This is a genomic window from Aminithiophilus ramosus, from assembly GCF_018069705.1.
Classification (GTDB): Bacteria; Synergistota; Synergistia; order Synergistales; family Aminithiophilaceae; genus Aminithiophilus; species Aminithiophilus ramosus.
In genome coordinates this window covers 542788-562993 of record NZ_CP072943.1, presented here as the reverse complement: position 1 = coordinate 562993, position 20206 = coordinate 542788, and the positions used below count along the sequence as shown (strand labels likewise).

Here is a 20206-nt window from a genome sequence, read left to right as displayed (position 1 = left end):
AAGGGGACTCGCACCGTCCCCTCATCATAAAGCTCATGCCTGCCGCTGAAGGGCCAGAAGACGGCGGGCTCCGGCGGCGACGCTCGACAGAAGGCCGCCTCCGTCGGGCACGGAAGCCCTCTCGACGGAGACGACAAGGGCCGTCACGTTGTCCTGTCGAGGCCGTTTTTTGGCCAGAGCCTCAGCGACGAGGCTCTCTCCGGCCAGTCTTGGGTTCCCCGCGAGAACCGCCGCCATCTCCTCGTCGGAGAGGCTGCGGTAGAGCCCGTCGCTGCAAAGAAGGACACGATCACCCTCCTCCAGCGGCAAGGGGGTCTCGGAAAGCCCCAGAAGGGGAATCTCGGCGAGACCGAAAAAACTCGTCAGGGCCTCCCTGTCGGGATGACGGGCCACCTCGCGAGGAGAGCGCCCCTCCTGACGGAGACGGCAGGCCAGGTTGTGATCTTGGGTGAGAGGGTGGAGACAGCCCTGCCGCAGAAGGTAGACCCGGCTGTCACCCGCCCAGGCCCAATAGAGGTTCTCCTCGAAAAGGACGGCCGCAACGGCCGTCGTGCCCACCGATCCCGCCAGCCCCACCTCGCTGGCCAGATCGGAGACGGCCCTGTTGGCCCTGACGAAGGCCCGCCGCAGCGCCTCTCCGACGGTCTCGCCGGGCCCTTTGACGGCATAGGCCTCGAGGATGGTCTCGACGGCGACGGAGCTGGCCTCGCGCCCCATCGCCATTCCTCCCATGCCGTCGGCCAGGACGGCCAGGAAACCGGCCCGCTCGACGAAGGCCCTGTCCGAGAGGTCGGAACAGGCGAAACTGTCTTCCTGGCGAAGGCGGGTCCCCCGTCCCTGGCCGTTGCCGACGACCCATCTCATGCCGGAGCGTTCTCCCTGCCGATGCGCCTCAGGCGCACCGTCGTCCGCCCCAGGAGAAGCTCATCGCCGGCGGCGACGGGAACGGCGTCAGCGGAAAGACGCCGCCCGTTCAGGTAGGTCCCGTTCGTGGAGTGAAGGTCCCGGACGTAGAGGCGTCCCTGGCTGAGGAAAAGCTCGCAATGGAGACCCGAAAGGGCGGGATCTCCCTTGATGCAGATCCCGCTGTCGTCGGATCGCCCCAGGGTGGCCTTGTCCGCCAGGGAGAGGGAAAAGACGTCCTCCAGATGCCCCTCTCTGTTGATCTCGATGATCAGCTCGCGTGGCCCCGTCCGGTCGCAAGGAGAGGCCTTGAAGGAACCCCGCCTCCGCAGCGAAAAGAGGAGGACAAGGGCCACGAGCAGAAGGAGAGGCAGGAGGAAAAAGGGCCAACGAGGGGTGGAAGCGGCCCTCTCCGATTCCCCCTCCATCTCGGATTGCGGCGCCGAAGAGGGCTCCGTGACCTTTCCCGGCGAAGAGGAGGAAGGCCAGAGCCTGAGGCGGATTCTGTCCGTCAGGACCTCCCCACGCCAAGCCAGCCGGGCCTCCACCTCGACCTCTCTGCCGTCGAAGGGGAGGGAGGAGAGATCCACATCGGCGTGCCAGACGAGGCCGAGTCGGCGCTGAAGCTCCTTGAGGATGTCGCCCAAGGGAGTCCCGTTCGGCGGGAAATACTCGCCGCCCGAGACTTCGGCGAATCGTCGGAGCCACTCCAGATGGGGGCGCATCGGCTCCAGGGGCGGAGCGTAAAAGCCGAGGGCGAAAAGGGGGATTCCGTCGCGACGGAGACTATCGAGGACCTCCTCGCGCGTCTCTCCGCCGACGGCCTCGTTCTTGCCGTCGGAGAGAACGATGGCCACCCGGCGGCGGGGCAATCCCTCATCGAGACGGCGCGCCAGTTCCTGGGTCCGAACCAGCCCGCGGTGGAGGTTGGTCGTCATATCGGAAAGACGCAGCGCGTCGATCTCCCGAAGGAGCCTCTGCCGGTCGGCCGTGAAATCGGCAAGAAGGCGCACCTCGTCGCCGAAGGAGAGGAGGGCCCCCCAATCGGCAGGTCCCATCTTCTCGACGAAGCGGGAGAGGGCCTCCCGCATGAGCCTCATCTGGGGCTCTCGCAGGGACTTGGAGATGTCGACGAGAAAGATGAAGGCCGTCCCTTCGCCGCTGCCCTCGAGGGGAGACGAGGCCAGAAGGGGAAGGGGCCGTCCCTCGCAGAAAAACCGCAGATGGTCGCCGTCGACCGGGGCAGGAGGCGTCTCCGCTCCGTCGAAGACTTCCAGGAAAAAGGTCGCCTTCGGCGGCTCTCCCAAAAGGGCCTGGTGGATGCGGAACCGCCCCTGACCCGTCGCCGGAAAGGCCAGGGCAAGGGCCGCGACGACGGCGCAGGCGAAGACAAGGGGATATCGGCATCTCCCGGGGCCGTACATGAGACGTCCCTCCTCAATGATTCAGGCTTAGACCCACTCTAGCACATCGGCTCGTCATTCACCCGGGCTCAGCCACGTCGAAACGCCTCAGGAACTTCACGACGGCCGTGGCCGCCGTGGCGAATTCCGTGACGGCCTGCTCCGACACGACACCGGAGGCGTCGGCGCAAAAAGAGGCGAAGACGGCGCCCACGGCCGAGGCCGGGTCGGAGGAGGGCAAGGCCAGCCTTTCCTCGTAGACCGAAGATCGCCTCCGATATTCCCCGAAGGAGGGGGCCTCGTCCTCCCCGACTCGACGGCGCAGGACCTTCCAGAAGGCCTCCATGACGGCCCGCCGCGGAGAAGGGCCCAACGACATCGTGACGGCGTAGTCGACGGCGAAGATCTCAAGGAAAAAAAGCTCGTCCAGGACCCGCTCCGTCGGCACTCCCTTCCCGCTCCACGGCTCGACGTGATCGCGATGGTGACGGAAGGGACGGACCACGTAGTCCGTCAGGTAGGCACCGACCTCAACGGGCCGGGCCTTTTTGCGGAAGAGCCCGAGAAAGGCCAAGGGAGGCTCAGCTCCTTTGCGGCGGAAGAGGCGGGACCCCCTCGGCGGGAAGGCGACAGAAGGCGAGAAGGGACTCCATATCCAGGTCGGATCGGATTCCGAAGCGGGTCAGGGCGAAATCGTAGCGCGCCGGATCGTCGGGGCGGACCAGGGCAAAGGCCTCGGTCATCTCCAAAGCCGTCCGGATATCGGCCTGCCCCCGTTCCGTCAGGCCCAGGGCGAGGCCGATGCGATGCATGTGCGTGTCGACGGGAACGACGAGGGCCGAGGGAGCCAGGACGGACCACCCGCCGGGATCGACGGCATCGACGCGCACCATCCACTTGAGGAAAAGGTGCAGGCGCTTGCAGGCGCTCCCCCGATCGGGGTCGGCCAAAAGGCTGGAGGAAGGGCGGGCCATCTTCGAGCGCAGAAGGCCCACGAAGGAGGCCAGGGGACGAGGGCTTCTCTCTCCCCGCCGCAGGCCCTCGCCGAAGGCCGCCTCCAGGCCTTCCCTCTCGCGGAGAACCGAGCCCAGAGCGGCCAGAAGATCGGCCAGTTCCGCCCCGTCGGTGAAGCGGTGTCGGAAACCGGAGAAACGCTCCCTCAGAAAAGAGGCCCCCACCTCTTTCAGGAAGGAGGCCGGAGAGTCGCCCAACACGGCGAGAACCTCCGTCAGGCTTTTCTGGATCAGAGTCGCACGACCGTAAGCCAGAGAGGCTGCGACGAAGGCGACGATCTCCCGTTCACGCAGAGACCGATAGCGGCGGACGATCTCGACGGGGTCGGGATGGAGGAACTCGGGAACGTTATAGGCGCGGTAAAGACACTCCAGCGCCGGGGCATAGGCTCTCATCCGCTCCGCAAGAGCCGTCATTTGACCTCGTTGAAGATGAACGTCGGCGCCGTCTTGGGCGATTTGCCCTTCTTGATGAGGTGGTAGTTGGCATAGGTCAGAGGGATACCCTCTTTGAGGGCCTCGGCGGCGACTATCTTGCCGATGAAAAGGATGTGGGTGAAGACATCGACGGAGCGCACCACCTCGGCCTCGATCACGGACAGGGTCCAGTCGAGGACAAGAGGGGCTCCCGTCGCTCCCTTACGGAAGGAGACCTTCTCGAACTTGTCCAGATTGCGGCCGCACTTGAAACCGAAGTTGCCGATAAAGGTCATGGGAACGGCCTCTTCGAGGACGGCGACGGAAAAGACGCCGCTCTCCTCCACGCAGGCCGTCGTGAGATTCTCCTTGTGGAGACAGACGGCCAGACAGGGCGGCTCACCCGTGACCTGCATCACCGCGTTGGCGATCTGACCGTTACAGCCCGAAGGGCAGCCCTTCTCGTAGGGGGCTGAAACGACGTAAACACCGTAGCTCAGCGAAAAAAGGGCCTTGGGATCCAGTCGATTTTCCATAAAAGGCGTTCCCTCCTTTAGCGTCGGTCCTCCCTGAAGGGCCTGGAATCACTTCCCCATTTTCGTATCTGAGGCAAAAAAGAGCAACTGTATTTTCATGGACTCTCCCGACAGGAAAGAACAAAAAAAGGGGGGGTTCCCCCCCCACAGGCGCTTCGTCCAGATTGCCTAGTCGCCGCCGCGCTCGCCCAACTCTCTGTCGATCATGAAAAGACCGTGTTTGGTCTCCCCGACGAGACGCAATTTCCGGACGATGCCATCGGCTGCGGCCTCCTCCTCGACCTGCTCGTCGACGAACCAGGTGAGGAAACTGGCCGTGGCGTAATCCTTCTCGGCCTGAGCCAGTTCGACGAGGCTGTGAATTCTCCCCGAGACATACTGCTCGTGCCGAAAGGCCTCCTCGAAGGCGGCCAGGGGACTCTCCCACTCGGCCTGCGGCCTGTCCACGGCGGCGAGGATGACGCGGCCTCGCCGCTCGTTGACGAAGCGGAAGAATTTCATGGCATGCTCCACTTCCTCCTGGGCCTGATGGCGCATCCAGGAGGAGGCGCCGGGGAGGTTCTGATCCTCGAAATAGGCGGCCATGGCCAGGTAGATGTAGGCCGAGTACAGTTCGGCGTTGATCTGATCGTTCAGAGCCTTCGTCATTCTGTCACTCAACATAGCCCTAGCACCTCCCCGAAAGCACCCCCCGAACTCAATCCTTCTTTTCGAGGGAACGGTAGCAGAACCACCAGTCGAAACCGTCGAGAGGCTGATCGCAGCACTTGCGGGCCTCGTTCCTCTCCTGAGCCGTCTTGACATCCGAGGCGGGCGGCACGATGACCTTGTCGCCGATGAGCTCGTTCTGGGGCCAGTTGGCCGGAATGGCCACGCCGTTCGCATCGGCCACCTGAAGGCCTCGGACCATGCGCAGGACCTCGTCCATGTTGCGGCCCAACTCCTGGGGGTAGTAGAGAATGGCCCGGATCGTCCCCTTGGGATCGAGGATGAAGACGGCTCTCACCGTATTGCTCCCCTTGTCGGGATGGATCATGCCCAGCCGCCTGCCGACGGAGCCGTCGTCGGCGACGATGGGGAACTCGATGATCGTCTCCGTGTTCTCGGCGATCCACTCCGTCCACTTGATGTGGGAGAAGACCTGATCGACGCTGAGGCCGATGAGATCGCATCCCAGCTTCTGAAAGGCGTCGAAACGCTTCTGAAAGGCGACGAACTCCGTCGTGCAGACAGGGGTGAAATCGGCGGGGTGGCTGAAAAGGACAACCCACCGGCCCGCAATGTCCTCAGGCAGGCGCATCAGGCCATGGGTGGTCGTCACTTCCATCGAGGGAAAGGTCTCACCGATGAGGGGCATACGCGTCTGTTCCATGAAGAAAAACCTCCTCTGTTTTGTTTGAATTTGTTTCAATTTGCTGGGCGGTTTTAGTTATACAACAGATGCGATTCCCCGTCAAGGCTTTTCTGGCATTGATCAAAAAATCGGACGAAACGACTTCACCTTCCCTGATCTTACCGGGAGAGGGCCTTCTCTATGCCCTGAGCGGCGACGATCCCGCTGGCCGAGGCCTGAATGACGCCCCGGGTGACGCCGCCCCCGTCTCCGGCGACGAAGAGCCCCTTGACGGAGGACTGGAGCTCTTCCGACAGAGCCAGACGGAGACTGTAGAACTTGACCTCGACGCCGTAAAGGAGCGTATGGGGACCGTCGATGCCGGGCATGATGGCGTTGAGCGCCGTGATCATCTCCATGATGTCCTTCAGGTGGCGGTAGGGGAGGACGAAGGAGAGATCGCCCGGCTCGGCCGTCGCCAAGGTCGGGCGGACAAGTCCCCTTTCGATCCTGGAGGCCGTCGATCGCCGGCCCGACTTCAGATCGCCCAGACGCTGCACGAGGACCGTGCCGCCCAGCATGTTGGCCAGTCGGGCGATGTGGCTTCCGTAGCCGTTGGGATCGTGGAAGGGCTCGGTGAACTCGGTGCTGACGAGAAGGGCGAAGTTGGTGTTTTCCGTCTTGACATCGTGGTTGCTGTGACCGTTTACGGTGACGATCTCCTTCTCGCTCTGGTACTCGGTGACCACTTCGCCTCCGGGGCACATGCAGAAGGTCCGGACCTTGTCGTCGAAGGTGGGGGCGTTGAAAAGGGCTTTGACCTCGTAGAACTGATCCGTCACCTCTCGGGCCCAATCGGCGGGGATCTCGACGCGGACGCCGATGTCGACGGGGAGGGAATCGATGGTGAGGTGAAGTTCACGGGCCACGCGCTCCATCCAGGGAGCACCCTCCCTGCCCGGAGTCAGGAGAACGACCCGGCCGGCGATCTCCCGGCCGTCGGAGAGCCGTACGGCTCGGACCTCTCCCCCGTCGACGAGGACGCGCTCCACTTCCGTCTTGACGAGGATGTCGCACCGCCCGACGAGGTCCTCGTAGACGGAGGCCAGGACCGCTTTGGAGCGATCCGTCCCCATGTGGCGAATGCTGGCCGGTATGATGCGAAGCCCCGTCGTACGCCCCCTTCGGGCGATCTCGCGGGCGAAATCCCCGTCGGGAGAGTAGACGGGCATATCCGCTCCGTAGCCGACATAGACGGCATCGACGGCGTCGATGAGTTTCAGGAGCTTATCCCGCCCGACGTAGCGCTCCAGGTTGCCGCCGAATTCCGGCGTCAACGTCAGCTTGCCGTCGCTGAAGGCCCCCGCCCCCCCCCAGCCGCAGATGACGTTGCAGGGGCGACAGTGAATGCACCGGGAGACCTTTCCCTCCTTGAGCGGGCAGTGCCGCTCCTCAAGCGGCTTGCCCTTGTCGACGAGCAAGACATCCCGCCCTGCGGCGATGAGTTCTCTTGCCGCGAAAAGGCCTGCCGGTCCCGTTCCGACGATGATCACATCGTAGTCGTTTTTCATGAAAGCCCAGCTCCTTTCGTTCTGCGACGGAGATACCCCTCTCCTCCAGTGTAGGACCTGGCAGGAGACAACAAAAGGGCGGAGGTCGCCCTCCGCCCTTTTGTTGTCCTGAAAGATGAAGCTTCCCTTTTTTCCTGTTCGAGCCTATTCGAGGCCCCGCTCTTTCCTCGTCCCGGGAATGAGCGAGTCCCAGAAGGCGGCGCAGATGCCGGCGACGGCCATGGGGGTTTTGAGGATGGCCCAGAGGACCTGACCGACGAGGCCGAGGCCGAAGAAGAGATCCTTCTGTCCCTCGACCCAGCCCGGCAGCCCCAGGGCCATGAGGAAGGCGAAACCGACGATGAGGACGTTTCTCTGGCTTCCCATGTCGGCCCTCATGAGGATCTGGATGCCCAGGGCACCGATGATGCCGAAGAGGGCGATGTAGGCGCCGCCGATGACGGGAGAGGGGATGGTGGCGATGAGGGCTCCAAGCTTGCCGATCATGCTCATGATGATGAGGACGACGGCGCCGGTCCGAACGACCCAGCGGGAGGCCACGCCGGTGAGACCGATGAGGCCGATGTTCTCCGTGTAGGACGTGGTGCCCACGGCTCCGAAGAGGCCGGCCATGGCGCAGTTGAGGCCTTCGGCGCCGATGCCGCGGCTGATCGTGGCCCCGTCGGGATCGGGAAGGCCGGCGGCATAGGAGCAGGAGTGGTAGTCGCCGATGGATTCGATCATGACGGCGAAGAAGCCGGCCATCATGGCGCCGATGGCGACGACGTTGAACTTGGGCGCCCCCCAGGGCATGAGACCGGTGAAGCGGAACCAGGGCGCCTCGCCGATGCTGGCCAGGTTGACATAGGCCGCATGTCCCTCGGCGAAAAAGCCCGTCAGGGAGCCGGCGAGACAGAGGAGATAGGCCAGAGTGATCGACATGAGGATGGCGAAGATCTTGACGTACTTTTGGTGAATGACGAGGCTGAAGGCGAAGACGCAGCCCACGACGAGGAGGGAGACGGGCCAGTAGTTGGCGGCGTTGAACTGGACGGCCGTGGGAGCGAGGGAGAAGCCGATGGCCATGATGGTGGGACCGATGACGACGGGCGTGATGACTTTGCGGATCACACCTACGAGGCGGGAATAGCCGATAAGAGAAAGGACCAGTCCGCCGACGATGAGACCGCCCGCCACGTTCTGCATGATCACCGAAGGCCCGCCGGCCTCGAAGGCGGCGATGACGGTCATGATGGAGGGGATGAAGCTGAAACTCGAGCCCTGGACGATGGGAAGTCCCGAGCCGAGCCGGGGATGGGTCTGAACGAGGGTGGCGACACCCATGGCGAAGTAGACGCAGGAGATGAAAAAGCCGATCTCGGCCGTCGACATGCCCATGGCGGGCCCGAAGATGAGGGGGACAAGGGTTGTGGCGCCGAAAAGAGTCAGAACGTGCTGAAACCCTGCCAGGACCATAATGGGAAAGGGCGGTTTGTCATCTACGCCGTAGACCAGGTTTTTCATGGCCATGAGGCACCTCCGGTTTTCCGCGCAGGGCGGGAATGGGGCCTGGAGCCCGAGCTATTGTAGCATCCCGTGTAACCGGTTGCATAAAATAAAAATGAAAAACAAGATCGCCCTCTCTCTCCACCTTTCGTCCCAAAGGCGGTAAAATCATTTCGGAGGTGAACCTCGTGGAAAAGACCGAGACACAAGCCAAAACCTGCGCCTCCTGGATCGAGAAGGCCTCCAGGATCGTCCTGCTCAGCGGCGCGGGACTCTCCACCGCGGCAGGAATCCCCGACTTCCGGGGCCCGGAAGGGCTCTATCGGCGGGCCGGCGTCGACAATCCCGAAGCTCTTTTCGACATCGAGCGCTTCGACAGAGATCCCTCCCTGTTCTACCGCTTCCACCGGGAATTTCTCCGGCTTTTCGAGCGGATCACCCCGACGTTCACCCATCGGTTTTTCGCGGCCCTCGAGGCGAGGGGAGCGATGGAGGCCGTCGTCACTCAGAACATCGACGGCCTCCATCAGGCCGCCGGGTCGAAGAAGGTCCTCGAGATTCACGGCGGCATCGGGAGCAATCACTGCCGCCGATGCGGAGCCTCCTTCACTCTCGACTCCCTCCGAACCCTCATGGCTGCGGAAGAGATCCCACACTGCCGTTGCGGCGGCGTCATCAAACCCGATGTCGTCTTCTTCGGCGAGGCCGTCCGGGAGCTCGAAGCCTGTCAGAGGGCGACCGTCGAGGCCGATCTCCTTGTCGTCGCCGGCTCCTCCCTCGTCGTCACGCCGGCCGCCTTCCTCCCCTCTCTCTGTCAAGGGAAGATCGTCGTCGTCAACCGCGGGGATTTTTCCGAACGCTATCTTCCTCGCAGACGAATCGACCTTTTTGCCGAAGAGGACATCGACGCCTTTTTCCATCGCGTCGACGATGGGCTGAACCTCGTCGCCCCCCTTCACTGAGGCCCGCCGATGAGACGCCAAGCCGACCATCTCCCGAATAGAGGAAAGGGAAGGCGCCGTCCCGCGGCGTTCGTTCTGGCCCTCCTTTTCGCGGCGCTCCTCCAGGGCCCCGCCTGGGGGCGCTCCGTCCGACAGATCGTCCTCCTGCCCACGGTCAACCTCACCGACTTCCAGGTCTGGGAGAGCAAGTACTACCCCTTCGACGTCCTCGGCAGACGCATGACCGACCGCCTCGCCGCGACCCTCCGCCAGGATCCCTTCACCGACGTGCTCGTCCTCGACGAGGCCCGTACCTGGTTCGCCGACCCCCGCAGGCCGGGAGATATGGCCGTTCAGATGGAGCTTTCCTCCGTCCTGAGCAAGGAGCGGGAAGCTCTGGGAACGTGGGAGCAGGGCCATGTCGTCCTCAGAGTCCGCCTCTACGACGGCGCCAGCGGAGAGATGGTCTCCTCGGCCATGGCCTCGGGACAGGACAGGCGCTACACCTTCGACCCCGGCGACGATCGCCTTTTCTTCTGGGTCGCCCGCGATTTCCCCCTCTTCGATATCCTTCACAAGGACGGCCTCGACCTCCTGCGGCTCACGCCGGGCGACAGGGGGGAAAAGATGAGCCGCCTCACCTGGCGACAGTTTTCCACGACATCGACGTGGCAATCGTTCATGAACGCCATCGCCAAGGCGGCCGATCGCATCGCGGACCTCGAAAGCGGCGATTTCCTCCTCATCGGCAGAATCCTGGCGCCAAAGGCCGACGCCACGCCGAAGCGGCGGACCTACATCGTCTCGCTGGGACGGAGAGATTCTCTCGCCGCAGGGGACATCCTTCAGGTCACCCGGAGCGACACCTACGTCACGGCCGATCCGGAAAACGCCGTCGTCCTGCTCCCCAAGGTCGTCGGCAACGTCAAGGTCCTCGAGACCTTCGAGTCGGAATCGATCGTCCTCCTCGTCAACGAAAAGAAAGAGGATCCCGTGGCGCTCAACGATCTCGTGACGGCCCCCCTCTACGGCCCGAGAAAGGCGGTGTCTCTCCGTTGACGACGGACGGAAGGGACTCTCCCCCGGGGCGGATCGGACTGCTGGCGGCCTGCCTGTTCGCCTGTCTTTTCGTCGCAGGGCTCCCTCGGGAGGCCCGCGGCGAGGCGAAAGACCTCAAGGCCTTCTTCTCCACCGTCGATTCCCAAACCCTCCAGAGGGAATACCGGCTCCTGGAAGACGCAAACGACCTCCTCCAGCGCCGTTTTTTCGTCAAAGCGACGGAGCTCCTTGAGTTGTGCGTCATCATCGAACCCGACAATCCCCATGGCTGGTACCGCCTCGGCCAGGCCTACCAGGCCAGAGGCCTTCTCGCCAAGGCTCAGAAAGCCTATCGGAAAACGCTCGAAATCGATCCCGGCTACCCGCCCTTTTCCAGGGAGATCGCCTACCCCTCTTCGGAGGGACGCCGTCCCCTCTGGGACCCCGTGAAACCGGCGCGAATCGAGACGATCGACCGGACAGGCCACGAACGGCTCGGCCCCGGGACGAAGGCCGGCGCGACCCGGCCCCTCCCGGAGGGTTCGGTCCCGACGACGGCCGGACCGCTCCACGGCCCTTCTTCTTCCGCCGAGCGAACCACGGCGGACGGAGATCCCCTGTCCGGAGATCTTCCTCCCGCCGGAGCCTCCGCCAGCCCCGAAGGGCCTCTCTATTTCCCGCCGCCGCCTCCGGGCTCATGACCGAACCGGGTGGGAAGGGGCCTTCCTCGCCCTTCCCACCGGACAGGAGCCCCCCGGCTTTCAGGGCCTAAAAAAGAGAGGATGGTTTTCGTGAGAAGACAGATCCGGATCGCCGCCGCCGCCCTTCTCCTTTTCCTGCTGTCGGCGCGATCCGCCCTCCCCGTCACCTACGTCGTCGAACCTCTTCTCGTCGCTCAACCCGCCTACGAAACCATGACGTTCCATCTCTTCCGTCCCTACAACACTCCTCCGGGCTGGTACGTCACCTTCGACGGCTATCCCGTCACTCAGACTTCGAACGGCGTCTGGGTCTACGGCTCCTACGACGGGAACAAGCTGACGCCGACAAACTACATCGTCGGGTCCATCGTCCCCCAGACGCTCTCCCTCGCCCCCTACGTCACTCTCGCCGAGATATCGGGTCTTCAGATCCTGCCGATCAAACCCCTGCGGGGAACGGGCAGCGCCCTCCCGCTCCCCGCCCCGTCCCCGACAGGGGAAACGGCGCCGTCGGAACGATCCGCGGCTCCCCGCTTCCCCTGGACGACCGATGACCATTTTCTCTCCATCGCCTCCTGGCAATCCCTCGTCGATCGCATGGGCCTCCTCGACAGGCCTCACGTCCCCGTCGCCTGGAAGGGAGACACCCCCTCGATCCTCTTCGTCTGGACCGGAAGGAGCTGGTATAAGATCCCCGCTCCTTCGGAAGACCTGCGCCTCACTCCGGACCGGCTGCTGCGGCGACACCTCTACACCGTGACGTGTCTTGTCCACGAGAACGACAGTGCCTGGTTTGAATGGGACGAAACGCTTTTGGCCGATCAGGCGACCCGTTGGGGCTACCTGTGGATGGGAAAGATCGTCCCGATACGATGATCCCCTGCGATGAGGAGAGATCGCCGGCAGAGAGGGGAACCGCCTTACGAAGGCTCCGTCCGGCTCCGTAGGGACGGGCCGTCTCCGGGACGGCCCGTAAACCGGCAAAAAACGACGGGTCGGATTCCGCAAAACACGGTGGGAGATGAAGGGGGAAATTCTCGTGGACCAGGAATCGCTGCTTCTCCTTTTCGATCGGAGGCACCCCTGCTGGAGTCCGGACCTGCTTCTGTCGGTGGGCGAATCCGAAGAGGATCTGAAGACGCTGCTCCGCCTGGGGCTGCTGGAAGAGGAAGGATCCTGCTGCTTTTTGACCGAAACCGGAGCCTCGCTTTTCCGGGAACGGGCCAAAGGCGCCTTCCTGGAGGCCGATCCGGGCTGGCCTGTCGTCGCCCCCCGCCTCTGGCTGCAACGAAATCGCCTCGAGCGACACCTCGATCGGGCCTTTCTGGGAAAGTGGGGCGAAAAGACCTTCCGCGCCGGTACCGCCCTCCCCTACCTGCCGGATATGAAAGACCGACCGCTCTGGAGGATCGAAAACCGACGTCTCCATTGGGCCTACCGCGACGACGAGGCCTGGCTCCGGTTCAACCGCCTATGCCCTCCCGACCCGTCCGACGAAGACGAGCCCGGAGCCTTTCGGCGGAGGAAAACCGCCCTGGACCGGGCGGGTCTCACCGAGGCGTCCTTTACCGTCGACCTCCTGTTGCTCCACCGCTACGATCTGGCTCTTTACCAGCACCTGCCCCGCCCCGAGGGAGACGACCTCGAGCTGTTCCAGACCGATCGGTTCCTCTTCCGGCTGGCTCCGGAAGGCGGTCCCTCCCTGGAGGAAGTGGCCGATGACATGGCACGGCTTCATCTCTTTCTGGGCAGTCAAAGGGCCCTCTTTCTTCCCCGCCGATTCGACCGCGACAGCGACGGGTTCGACGACGTCACCTGGTGGTTCTGGATCACCGAGAGGGAAGAGGAGGCGACCTCTCTGGCCGAAAGGCTGGGTCCTCTGGGCTCCGAGCTCGCCGCCCCGTCGCTTCCTCTGGAGCTCTGGACGCTCAGCCTGGAGGCTCTCGCCGCGGTTCAAAGCCCCGACGAGTACCATTGGGATCTCTTCGCCCGCACGGCCCATGGCCTGAGTCGAGCAGGAGGCTGAAGGGGGGGGCGGTCCCGGCCGTTCCGAGTCCCGCCGGGAGCGGAGAAGAGGCGCGGGAAAAGACGCAGGCGAGGGAGAGACGGAAGGAAAAGACGGGACGCGAGAAGGGGAGGTCCTATTCGGACCTCCCCTTCCGTCGAAGCTAGGTTTTCGGCAGCGACCTACTCTCCCGCGGGTTCCCCCCGGAGTACCATCGGCGCTGAAGGGCTTAACTGCCGGGTTCGACATGGAGCCGGGTGTCTCCCCTTCGCAATGGCCACCGAAAACCTATTCCTTATACCCGCTACATCACACAACCGTCAAAACCAGAAGCTGAACGATGACAAGGCCTCGGTGTATTAGTACCGGTCAGCTCAACGCATCGCTGCGCTTACACCTCCGGCCTATCGATCCCGTCGTCTACGGGACACCTTACCTGCTTGCGCAGAGGGGAATCTCATCTTGAGGTCGGCTTCCCACTTAGATGCCTTCAGCGGTTATCCGATCCGCACTTAGCTACCCGGCTTCTGCAACTGGCGTCACAACCGGTACACCAGCGGTGCGTCCACTCCGGTCCTCTCGTACTAGGAGCAGCTCCTCGCAAATTCCCTACGCCCATGGTGGATAGGGACCGAACTGTCTCACGACGTTCTAAACCCAGCTCACGTACCGCTTTAATGGGCGAACAGACCAACCCTTGGGACCTGCTTCAGCCCCAGGATGCGACGAGCCGACATCGAGGTGCCAAACCTCCCCGTCGATGGGAACTCTCGGGAGAGATCAGCCTGTTATCCCCGGGGTAGCTTTTATCCGATGAGCGACGGCCTTTCCACTCAGCACCGCCGGATCACTAGGACCTGCTTTCGCATCTGTTCGACATGTCTGTCTCACAGTTAAGCCACCTTATACCCTTGCGCTCTTATGGCGATTTCCATTCGCCTTGAGGTGACCTTCGCGCGCCTCCGTTACTCTTTGGGAGGCGACCGCCCCAGTCAAACTGCCCACCTGATAGTGTCCCGTTCCGCGCTTCAGCGGCTTGCGGTTAGAATTCCAACAAGACAAGGGTGGTATCCCAACGACGGCTCCAACACCACTGGCGTGATGTCTTCCTAGCCTCCCACCTATTCTGTACATGCCTTGCCGAAATCCAGTGTCAGGCTACAGTAAAGCTCCACGGGGTCTTTCCGTCCCACCACGGGTAGCTGGCGTCTTTACCAGCACCACAATTTCACCAGGTCTCTCGCCGAGACAGCGCCCAGATCGTTACACCATTCGTGCAGGTCGGAACTTACCCGACAAGGAATTTCGCTACCTTAGGACCGTTATAGTTACGGCCGCCGTTTACTGGGGCTTCGGTTCAAAGCTTCGCCTTGCGACTAACCTCTCCCCTTAACCTTCCAGCACCGGGCAGGTGTCAGACCCTATACGTCGGCTTCACGCCTTCTGCAGAGTCCTGTGTTTTTATTAAACAGTCGCCTGGGCCTGGGTTCTGCGGCCGCTGCCAGCTCCATCAGCTTTGACTTTACCGGCGCGGCACCCCTTTTCCCGAAGTTACGGGGTCAACTTGCAGAGTTCCTTGGCGAGAGTTACCCTGTCCACCTTAGCCTGCTCAGCCAGCCCACCTGTGTCGGTTTGCAGTACGGGCACGCGATTCCTCCCTAGAGGCTTTTCTCGGCAGTCGGGCGTCAATGCCTTCGCTTCCGTGGAAGCTCCCCATCAGATCTCAGGGTTACGAGTCAGTGGATTTGCCTGCCGACTCCCCCTACCTCCTTGGACCGGGTATTCCAGCACCCGGCGCACCTAGCCTCCTGCGTCACCCCTTCGGTATTAGCGTCCTCGCGCGGGGCAGGAGTGTCTACCTGCTGTCCATCGACTACGCCCTTCGGCCTCGCCTTAGGTCCCGCCTAACCCTGGGCGGATCAACCTTCCCCAGGAATCCTTGGGCATCCGGTGAACGCGATTCTCACGCGTTTCTCGCTACTCATGCCGACATTCTCACTTCTCTGCAGTCCACAAGACCTTGCCGGTCTCACTTCTCCCCGCAGAGAACGCTCCCCTACCAATCAGGAGACCTCAGTCTCCCGAGTCCGAAGCTTCGGTTCTGTGCTTAGCCCCCTACATTTGCGGCGCAGAAGTCCTCGACCAGTGAGCTGTTACGCACTCTTTAAAGGGTGGCTGCTTCTAAGCCAACCTCCTGGCTGTCTGGGCACCTCCACATCCTTAACACACTTAGCACAGGCTTTGGGACCTTAGCTGTCGGTCTGGGCTGTTTCCCTTTCGACTACGAACCTTCTCGCCCGCAGTCTCACTCCCGCTTATCCAGTTCCGGTATTCGGAGTTTGGTTGAATTTGGTAGGACCCCAGTCCCCCGCATCCATCCAGTGCTCTACCCCCGGAACTTTCCCTCAGCGAGGCTGCACCTCAATGCATTTCGGGGAGAACCAGCTATCACCGCACTCGATTAGCTTTTCACTCCTATCCACAGCTCATCCGGGTCTTTTTCAACAGACTACGGTTCGGTCCTTCAGTCGGTTTTACCCGACCTTCAACCTGGCCATGGATAGATCGTGCGGCTTCGGGTCTACGCCATGCGACTATTCGCCCTATTCAGACTCGGTTTCCCTACGGCTCCGGACCTCTCAGTCCTTAACCTCGCCACGTAGCGTAACTCGTCGGCTCATTTTTCAATAGGCACGCCGTCACTCCCTCCGAAGAGAAAGCTCCGACTGCTTGTAGGCATACGGGTTCAGGTCTGTTTCACTCCCCGCCAGGGGTGCTTTTCACCTTTCCCTCTCGGTACTGCTTCACTATCGGTCACCGACGGTATTTAGCCTTGGACGGTGGGCCGCCCTGCTTCAACCGGAATTTCACGTGCTCCGGCCTACTCGGGGTATCTTCACAGGAAGGGGCTTCCTTTTCGCCTACGGGGCTCTCACCTTCTGCGGCTCGCTTTCCCAACACGATTCGGCTAAGGATGCCTTTTCTCACTTCCCGAGGTCGCTGCGGCTCCCTCCTGATGATCCCCACAACACCGATGACGCAACGACCGCAGTCTTGACACGTCTTCGGTTTAGGCTTCTCCCCTTTCGCTCACCACTACTCAGGGAATCTCTGTCGATTTCTTTTCCTCCGGCTACTGAGATGTTTCACTTCGCCGGGTGCCTCCCCCTTTACGAGGGTGACCGGATTCCTCCGGCCGGGTTGCCCCATTCGGGTATCTGCGGGTCAAGGGTCGCTTGCGCCTCTCCGCAGCTTTTCGCAGCTTGCTACGCCCTTCTTCGGCCGTCGGTGCCAAGGCATTCACCGTATGCCCTTATTACCTTGTCCTCGTTCAGCTTCTGCTTTCTTCGGTTGTCATGATGCGCGGGCTTTCTATGACCAGACAGGAGCGGCAGAGAGAGGCGCCCGTGGGCGCCGCGTAAGGATCAGCCTTTGGTCCGGGGCTTTCACCCCGTTCCCGCTCTCCTTAGAAAGGAGGTGATCCAGCCGCACCTTCCGGTACGGCTACCTTGTTACGACTTCACCCTCCTTACCAGACGCACCTTCGACGCCTCCGTCCCTTGCGGGTTCGGCCGGCGGCTTCGGGTGCCCCCAACTCGGATGGTGTGACGGGCGGTGTGTACAAGGCCCGGGAACGTATTCACCGCGGCTTGGCTGATCCGCGATTACTAGCGATTCCGGCTTCATGCAGTCGAGTTGCAGACTGCAATCCGAACTGGGACCGGCTTTAAGGGATCCGCTCTGCCTCGCGACTTCGCTTCCCGTTGTGCCGGCCATTGTAGCACGTGTGTCGCCCTGGACATGAGGGCCATGATGACTTGACGTCGTCCCCACCTTCCTCCGGCTTGTCGCCGGCAGTCCACTGAGAGTCCCCACCTTCACGTGCTGGTAACTCAGCGTAGGGGTTGCGCTCGTTGCGGGACTTAACCCAACATCTCACGACACGAGCTGACGACAGCCATGCAGCACCTGTGCACGCTCGCTACCCGAAGGTAGCGTCCTTCACCTTTCAGATCCGTACCACGTGCATGTCAAACCCAGGTGAGGTTCTCCGGTTTGCATCGAATTAAACCACGTGCTCCACCGCTTGTGCGGGCCCCCGTCAATTCCTTTGAGTTTCAATCTTGCGATCGTACTCCCCAGGCGGAATGCTTAGCGCGTTAACTCCGGCACGGATAGCTCGCACTACCCACACCTAGCATTCATCGTTTACGGCTGGGACTACCGGGGTATCTAATCCCGTTTGCTCCCCCAGCTTTCGCACCTCAGCGTCAGTCTTTGGCCAGGAAGCCGCCTTCGCCACTGGTGTTCCTCCCGATATCTACGCATTTCACCGCTACACCGGGAATTCCACTTCCCTCTCCAAGACTCCAGTCTACCAGTATCGACTGCATTGCACCGGTTGAGCCGATGTCTTTCACAGCCGACTTAGCAAACCGCCTACGTGCGCTTTACGCCCAGTAATTCCGGACAACGCTCGGCCCCTACGTATTACCGCGGCTGCTGGCACGTAGTTTGCCGGGCCTTCCTCGTGCGGTACCGTCACTTCCTTCTTCCCGCACAACAGTGGTTTACGTCCCAAGGGACTTCTTCCCACACGCGGCGTCGCTGGGTCAGGGTTGCCCCCATTGCCCAATATTCCCCACTGCTGCCTCCCGTAGGAGTCTGGACCGTATCTCAGTTCCAGTGTGGCTGGTCGTCCTCTCAAACCAGCTACCCGTCATCGCCTTGGTGAGCCGTTACCTCACCAACTAGCTGATAGGACGCGAGTTCCTCCCTGGGCGGATTGCTCCTTTTCACCTCTCGGCCTATGGGGTTTTAGCGTCCGTTTCCAGACGTTGTCCCCCTCCCTAAGACAGATCCTCACGCGTTACTCACCCGTCCGCCACTGTACCCGATTCTCAGCAAGCTGGTCCTCGGACACCGTCCGACTTGCATGTGTTAAGCACGCCGCCAGCGTTCGTCCTGAGCCAGGATCAAACTCTCCGTTAGATTCCTTTGGAAATCTTTCAGAGCTCGACCTCGACCCTTACTTCTCTCTCTGCCTTTATTCTCCTGTCATGGTGCCTCGTGAACACCGCCGTTCCGGCAGCGCAAGGAGCATCTTACAGCCCTTCCTCCTTTACGTCAATGCCCCCTTTCGGATACTTCTTCGCACCCACGGTCAGGGGGAAAACGCCCCCCGCCTTCTCCTTCAGTCCACACCCGACCCTACGCGAAGACCTCCTCTTCGACGAGAAGACTCGAACCAACCCCCTCCTTCACAAGAAGGTCTCAGGGACAAGACGCCCCTCGACGAGGGAGCGTCGAGGGGCGTCGGAAGGTCCATGGCGCTCCCTCCCCGCGGCGGGGAGGGGAGCCGGTCAGTAGGCCCGCGCGAAGACGGCCCGCCTGGCGTCCTTTTTGCCGGTGAAGAAACAGGTCCCCCGGCTGTCGTCATCGAGGGGGAAGCAGCGGACCGTGGCCATGGTGGCCTCTTTGATGGCCTTTTCCTCGGCCTTGCCCCCGCCGAAGAAGGCCTCGACGAAACCGCCCTCTTTCTCGAGAATCGCCTTGAGTTCCTCGAACGTTTCCGCCCGTCGCGTCCGGTCCTGACGAAAGGCACGGGCCTTCGTCAGGAGCTCGCCCTGCATCGTCTCCAGAAGGGCGGCGACGGTCTCTTCCATCCCCTCCCAGGGGATATCGGCCTTCTCCGCCGTATCGCGCCTGACAGAGCGCAGCGTCTGCGAGGCCAGCTCCCTCTCCCCCAGTTCCAGGCGGAGGGGGATGCCCCGTTGGAGGTGGTGAAAAAAGCGATCGGCAGGACGAAGGTGGAACTGGCTGTCGACGGTGACGGCCCTCGCGCCGAGAGCGGCGTTAAGGCGAGAGGCCAGCTCCCGGGCTTTGGGCAGAAGGGTCTCCTCGATAAGGACCCCGTCGGTCGAGATGGGGACGATGACAGCCTTTACAGGGGCGATGCGGGGAGGAAGGACGAGACCGTCGTCGTCGGAATGGGTCATGAGGATGGCGCCGATGAGACGGGTCGAGACGCCCCAGCTCGTCGTCCATGCGTATTCCTGCGTTCCCTCCTGGCTCTGGAAGGAGATGTCGAAGGCCTTGGCGAAATTCTGGCCCAGGAAATGGCTCGTTCCGGCCTGAAGGGCCTTGCCGTCGCTCATCATCGTCTCGCAGGTATAGGTGTTGTCGGCGCCGGGGAAGCGCTCCCCCTCCGACTTCTCCCCGGGAATGACGGGCAGGGCCAGATGGTCGACCATGATGCGGCGGTAGACGTCGAGCATCCGAAGCGTCTCCTCGACGGCCTCTTCGCGCGTGGCGTGGGCCGTGTGCCCCTCCTGCCAGAGGAACTCCGACGTGCGGAGGAAGAGGCGGGGACGCTTTTCCCAGCGCATGACGTTGCACCACTGGTTGATGAGAATGGGCAGGTCGCGCCAGGACTGGACCCACTTGCTGTACATGTGACCGATGACCGTCTCCGACGTGGGACGGATGATGAGGGGCTCTTCCAGCTCATCCCCGCCGGCATGGGTGACGACGGCGCACTCGGGAGCGAAACCCTCGACGTGTTCGGCCTCCTTTTCGAGGAACGAGGTGGGGATGAGGAGGGGAAAGTAGGCGTTGACATGGCCCGTCTCCTTGAAGGCCTCGTCGAAGGCCTTCTGAATATTCTCCCAGAGGGCGTAGCCCGTCGGTCGAATGACCATGCAGCCTCGCACGGGAGCGTAATCGGCGAGCTCCGAGGCCTTGATGACGTCAAGGTACCATTGAGAGTAGTCCTTATCCCTGGGAACGATATTTCTGGCCATGGCACACTCCTTCTTCCCGTTGATCGGGGGAAATCGCTGGATTCGGTTCAGACCGAT

General features: G+C 62.3%; 15 protein-coding genes and 3 rRNA genes. 5 read left to right on the top strand and 13 right to left on the bottom strand.

The window, feature by feature from the left end:
- Window positions 1–33: 33 nt before the first annotated feature.
- The 9 genes from KAR29_RS02350 to KAR29_RS02310 all read right to left on the bottom strand — a co-directional run bounded on the left by KAR29_RS02350 (window position 34) and on the right by KAR29_RS02310 (window position 8685).
- Entirely contained in the window at window positions 34–864 is an 831-nt protein-coding gene (locus KAR29_RS02350; RefSeq protein WP_274374048.1) for a PP2C family protein-serine/threonine phosphatase, read from the bottom strand.
- The gene (locus KAR29_RS02345; RefSeq protein WP_274374047.1) at window positions 861–2327 is read right to left on the bottom strand and encodes a VWA domain-containing protein; all 1467 of its coding nucleotides are present in this window, start codon (window positions 2325–2327) and stop codon (window positions 861–863) included. The genes KAR29_RS02350 and KAR29_RS02345 overlap by 4 nt, the downstream gene beginning before the upstream one ends.
- A gap of 58 nt (window positions 2328–2385) precedes the next feature.
- Window positions 2386–2880 carry a hypothetical protein gene (locus tag KAR29_RS02340; protein WP_274374046.1) on the bottom strand — a complete coding sequence of 165 codons (495 nt, stop codon included), beginning with the start codon at window positions 2878–2880 and terminating at the stop codon, window positions 2386–2388.
- A 7-nt stretch (window positions 2881–2887) separates the two neighbouring features.
- Window positions 2888–3736, bottom strand: coding sequence for a TIGR02757 family protein (locus tag KAR29_RS02335; RefSeq protein WP_274374045.1), 849 nt, complete (start codon window positions 3734–3736; stop codon window positions 2888–2890).
- Window positions 3733–4272 (bottom strand): flavin reductase family protein, encoded by a 540-nt coding sequence (locus KAR29_RS02330; RefSeq protein ID WP_274374044.1) that lies wholly within the window; start codon window positions 4270–4272, stop codon window positions 3733–3735. The genes KAR29_RS02335 and KAR29_RS02330 overlap by 4 nt, the downstream gene beginning before the upstream one ends.
- Before the next feature lie 168 nt (window positions 4273–4440).
- Complete coding sequence (locus KAR29_RS02325; protein WP_274374043.1) at window positions 4441–4935, bottom strand: ferritin; 495 nt, start codon at window positions 4933–4935, stop codon at window positions 4441–4443.
- Window positions 4936–4969: 34 nt separating this feature from the next.
- The gene (locus tag KAR29_RS02320; protein WP_274374042.1) at window positions 4970–5644 is read right to left on the bottom strand and encodes a peroxiredoxin; all 675 of its coding nucleotides are present in this window, start codon (window positions 5642–5644) and stop codon (window positions 4970–4972) included.
- Between the two features lie 140 nt (window positions 5645–5784).
- Entirely contained in the window at window positions 5785–7176 is a 1392-nt protein-coding gene (locus KAR29_RS02315; protein WP_274374041.1) for an NAD(P)/FAD-dependent oxidoreductase, read from the bottom strand.
- Window positions 7177–7320: 144 nt separating this feature from the next.
- A complete protein-coding gene (locus KAR29_RS02310; RefSeq protein ID WP_274374040.1) occupies window positions 7321–8685 on the bottom strand; it encodes a uracil-xanthine permease family protein in 1365 nt (454 codons plus the stop codon).
- Between the two features lie 164 nt (window positions 8686–8849).
- On the opposite strand from KAR29_RS02310, the gene KAR29_RS02305 reads away from it, so the two are divergent.
- The 5 genes from KAR29_RS02305 to KAR29_RS02285 all read left to right on the top strand — a co-directional run bounded on the left by KAR29_RS02305 (window position 8850) and on the right by KAR29_RS02285 (window position 13367).
- Window positions 8850–9623 (top strand): SIR2 family NAD-dependent protein deacylase, encoded by a 774-nt coding sequence (locus KAR29_RS02305; protein WP_274374039.1) that lies wholly within the window; start codon window positions 8850–8852, stop codon window positions 9621–9623.
- 9 nt (window positions 9624–9632) lie between these two features.
- Entirely contained in the window at window positions 9633–10661 is a 1029-nt protein-coding gene (locus tag KAR29_RS02300; protein ID WP_274374038.1) for a hypothetical protein, read from the top strand.
- Window positions 10658–11341, top strand: coding sequence for a tetratricopeptide repeat protein (locus tag KAR29_RS02295; RefSeq protein ID WP_274374037.1), 684 nt, complete (start codon window positions 10658–10660; stop codon window positions 11339–11341). Before KAR29_RS02300 ends, KAR29_RS02295 begins: the two co-directional genes overlap by 4 nt.
- Window positions 11342–11431: 90 nt before the next feature.
- On the top strand, window positions 11432–12217 hold the full coding sequence (locus KAR29_RS02290) for a hypothetical protein (protein ID WP_274374036.1): 786 nt from the start codon (window positions 11432–11434) through the stop codon (window positions 12215–12217).
- 145 nt (window positions 12218–12362) lie between these two features.
- Window positions 12363–13367 carry a hypothetical protein gene (locus KAR29_RS02285; RefSeq protein WP_274374035.1) on the top strand — a complete coding sequence of 335 codons (1005 nt, stop codon included), beginning with the start codon at window positions 12363–12365 and terminating at the stop codon, window positions 13365–13367.
- A gap of 148 nt (window positions 13368–13515) precedes the next feature.
- Here KAR29_RS02285 and rrf read toward each other — a convergent pair.
- The 4 genes from rrf to proS form a co-directional block, all read right to left on the bottom strand.
- Window positions 13516–13631: ribosomal RNA gene (gene rrf, locus KAR29_RS02280) — 5S ribosomal RNA — on the bottom strand.
- A gap of 54 nt (window positions 13632–13685) precedes the next feature.
- Window positions 13686–16673 (bottom strand): 23S ribosomal RNA (locus tag KAR29_RS02275).
- A 143-nt stretch (window positions 16674–16816) separates the two neighbouring features.
- Window positions 16817–18338, bottom strand: a 16S ribosomal RNA gene (locus tag KAR29_RS02270).
- The 16S, 23S and 5S rRNA genes sit together here, the layout of an rRNA operon.
- Before the next feature lie 371 nt (window positions 18339–18709).
- Window positions 18710–20149 carry a proline--tRNA ligase gene (proS, locus tag KAR29_RS02265; RefSeq protein ID WP_274374034.1) on the bottom strand — a complete coding sequence of 480 codons (1440 nt, stop codon included), beginning with the start codon at window positions 20147–20149 and terminating at the stop codon, window positions 18710–18712.
- Window positions 20150–20206 lie beyond the last annotated feature (57 nt).

What these genes read in the sequence shown, in the direction of transcription:
- KAR29_RS02350 (WP_274374048.1), bottom strand. Translation starts at nt 864, where the DNA reads ATGAGATGGGTCGTCGGCAACGGCCAGGGACGGGGGACCCGCCTTCGC.
- KAR29_RS02345 (WP_274374047.1), bottom strand. Translation starts at nt 2,327, where the DNA reads ATGTACGGCCCCGGGAGATGCCGATATCCCCTTGTCTTCGCCTGCGCC.
- KAR29_RS02335 (WP_274374045.1), bottom strand. Translation starts at nt 3,736, where the DNA reads ATGACGGCTCTTGCGGAGCGGATGAGAGCCTATGCCCCGGCGCTGGAG.
- KAR29_RS02330 (WP_274374044.1), bottom strand. Translation starts at nt 4,272, where the DNA reads ATGGAAAATCGACTGGATCCCAAGGCCCTTTTTTCGCTGAGCTACGGT.
- KAR29_RS02325 (WP_274374043.1), bottom strand. Translation starts at nt 4,935, where the DNA reads ATGTTGAGTGACAGAATGACGAAGGCTCTGAACGATCAGATCAACGCC.
- KAR29_RS02320 (WP_274374042.1), bottom strand. Translation starts at nt 5,644, where the DNA reads ATGGAACAGACGCGTATGCCCCTCATCGGTGAGACCTTTCCCTCGATG.
- KAR29_RS02315 (WP_274374041.1), bottom strand. Translation starts at nt 7,176, where the DNA reads ATGAAAAACGACTACGATGTGATCATCGTCGGAACGGGACCGGCAGGC.
- KAR29_RS02310 (WP_274374040.1), bottom strand. Translation starts at nt 8,685, where the DNA reads ATGGCCATGAAAAACCTGGTCTACGGCGTAGATGACAAACCGCCCTTT.
- KAR29_RS02300 (WP_274374038.1), top strand. Translation starts at nt 9,633, where the DNA reads ATGAGACGCCAAGCCGACCATCTCCCGAATAGAGGAAAGGGAAGGCGC.
- KAR29_RS02285 (WP_274374035.1), top strand. Translation starts at nt 12,363, where the DNA reads ATGAAGGGGGAAATTCTCGTGGACCAGGAATCGCTGCTTCTCCTTTTC.
- proS (WP_274374034.1), bottom strand. Translation starts at nt 20,149, where the DNA reads ATGGCCAGAAATATCGTTCCCAGGGATAAGGACTACTCTCAATGGTAC.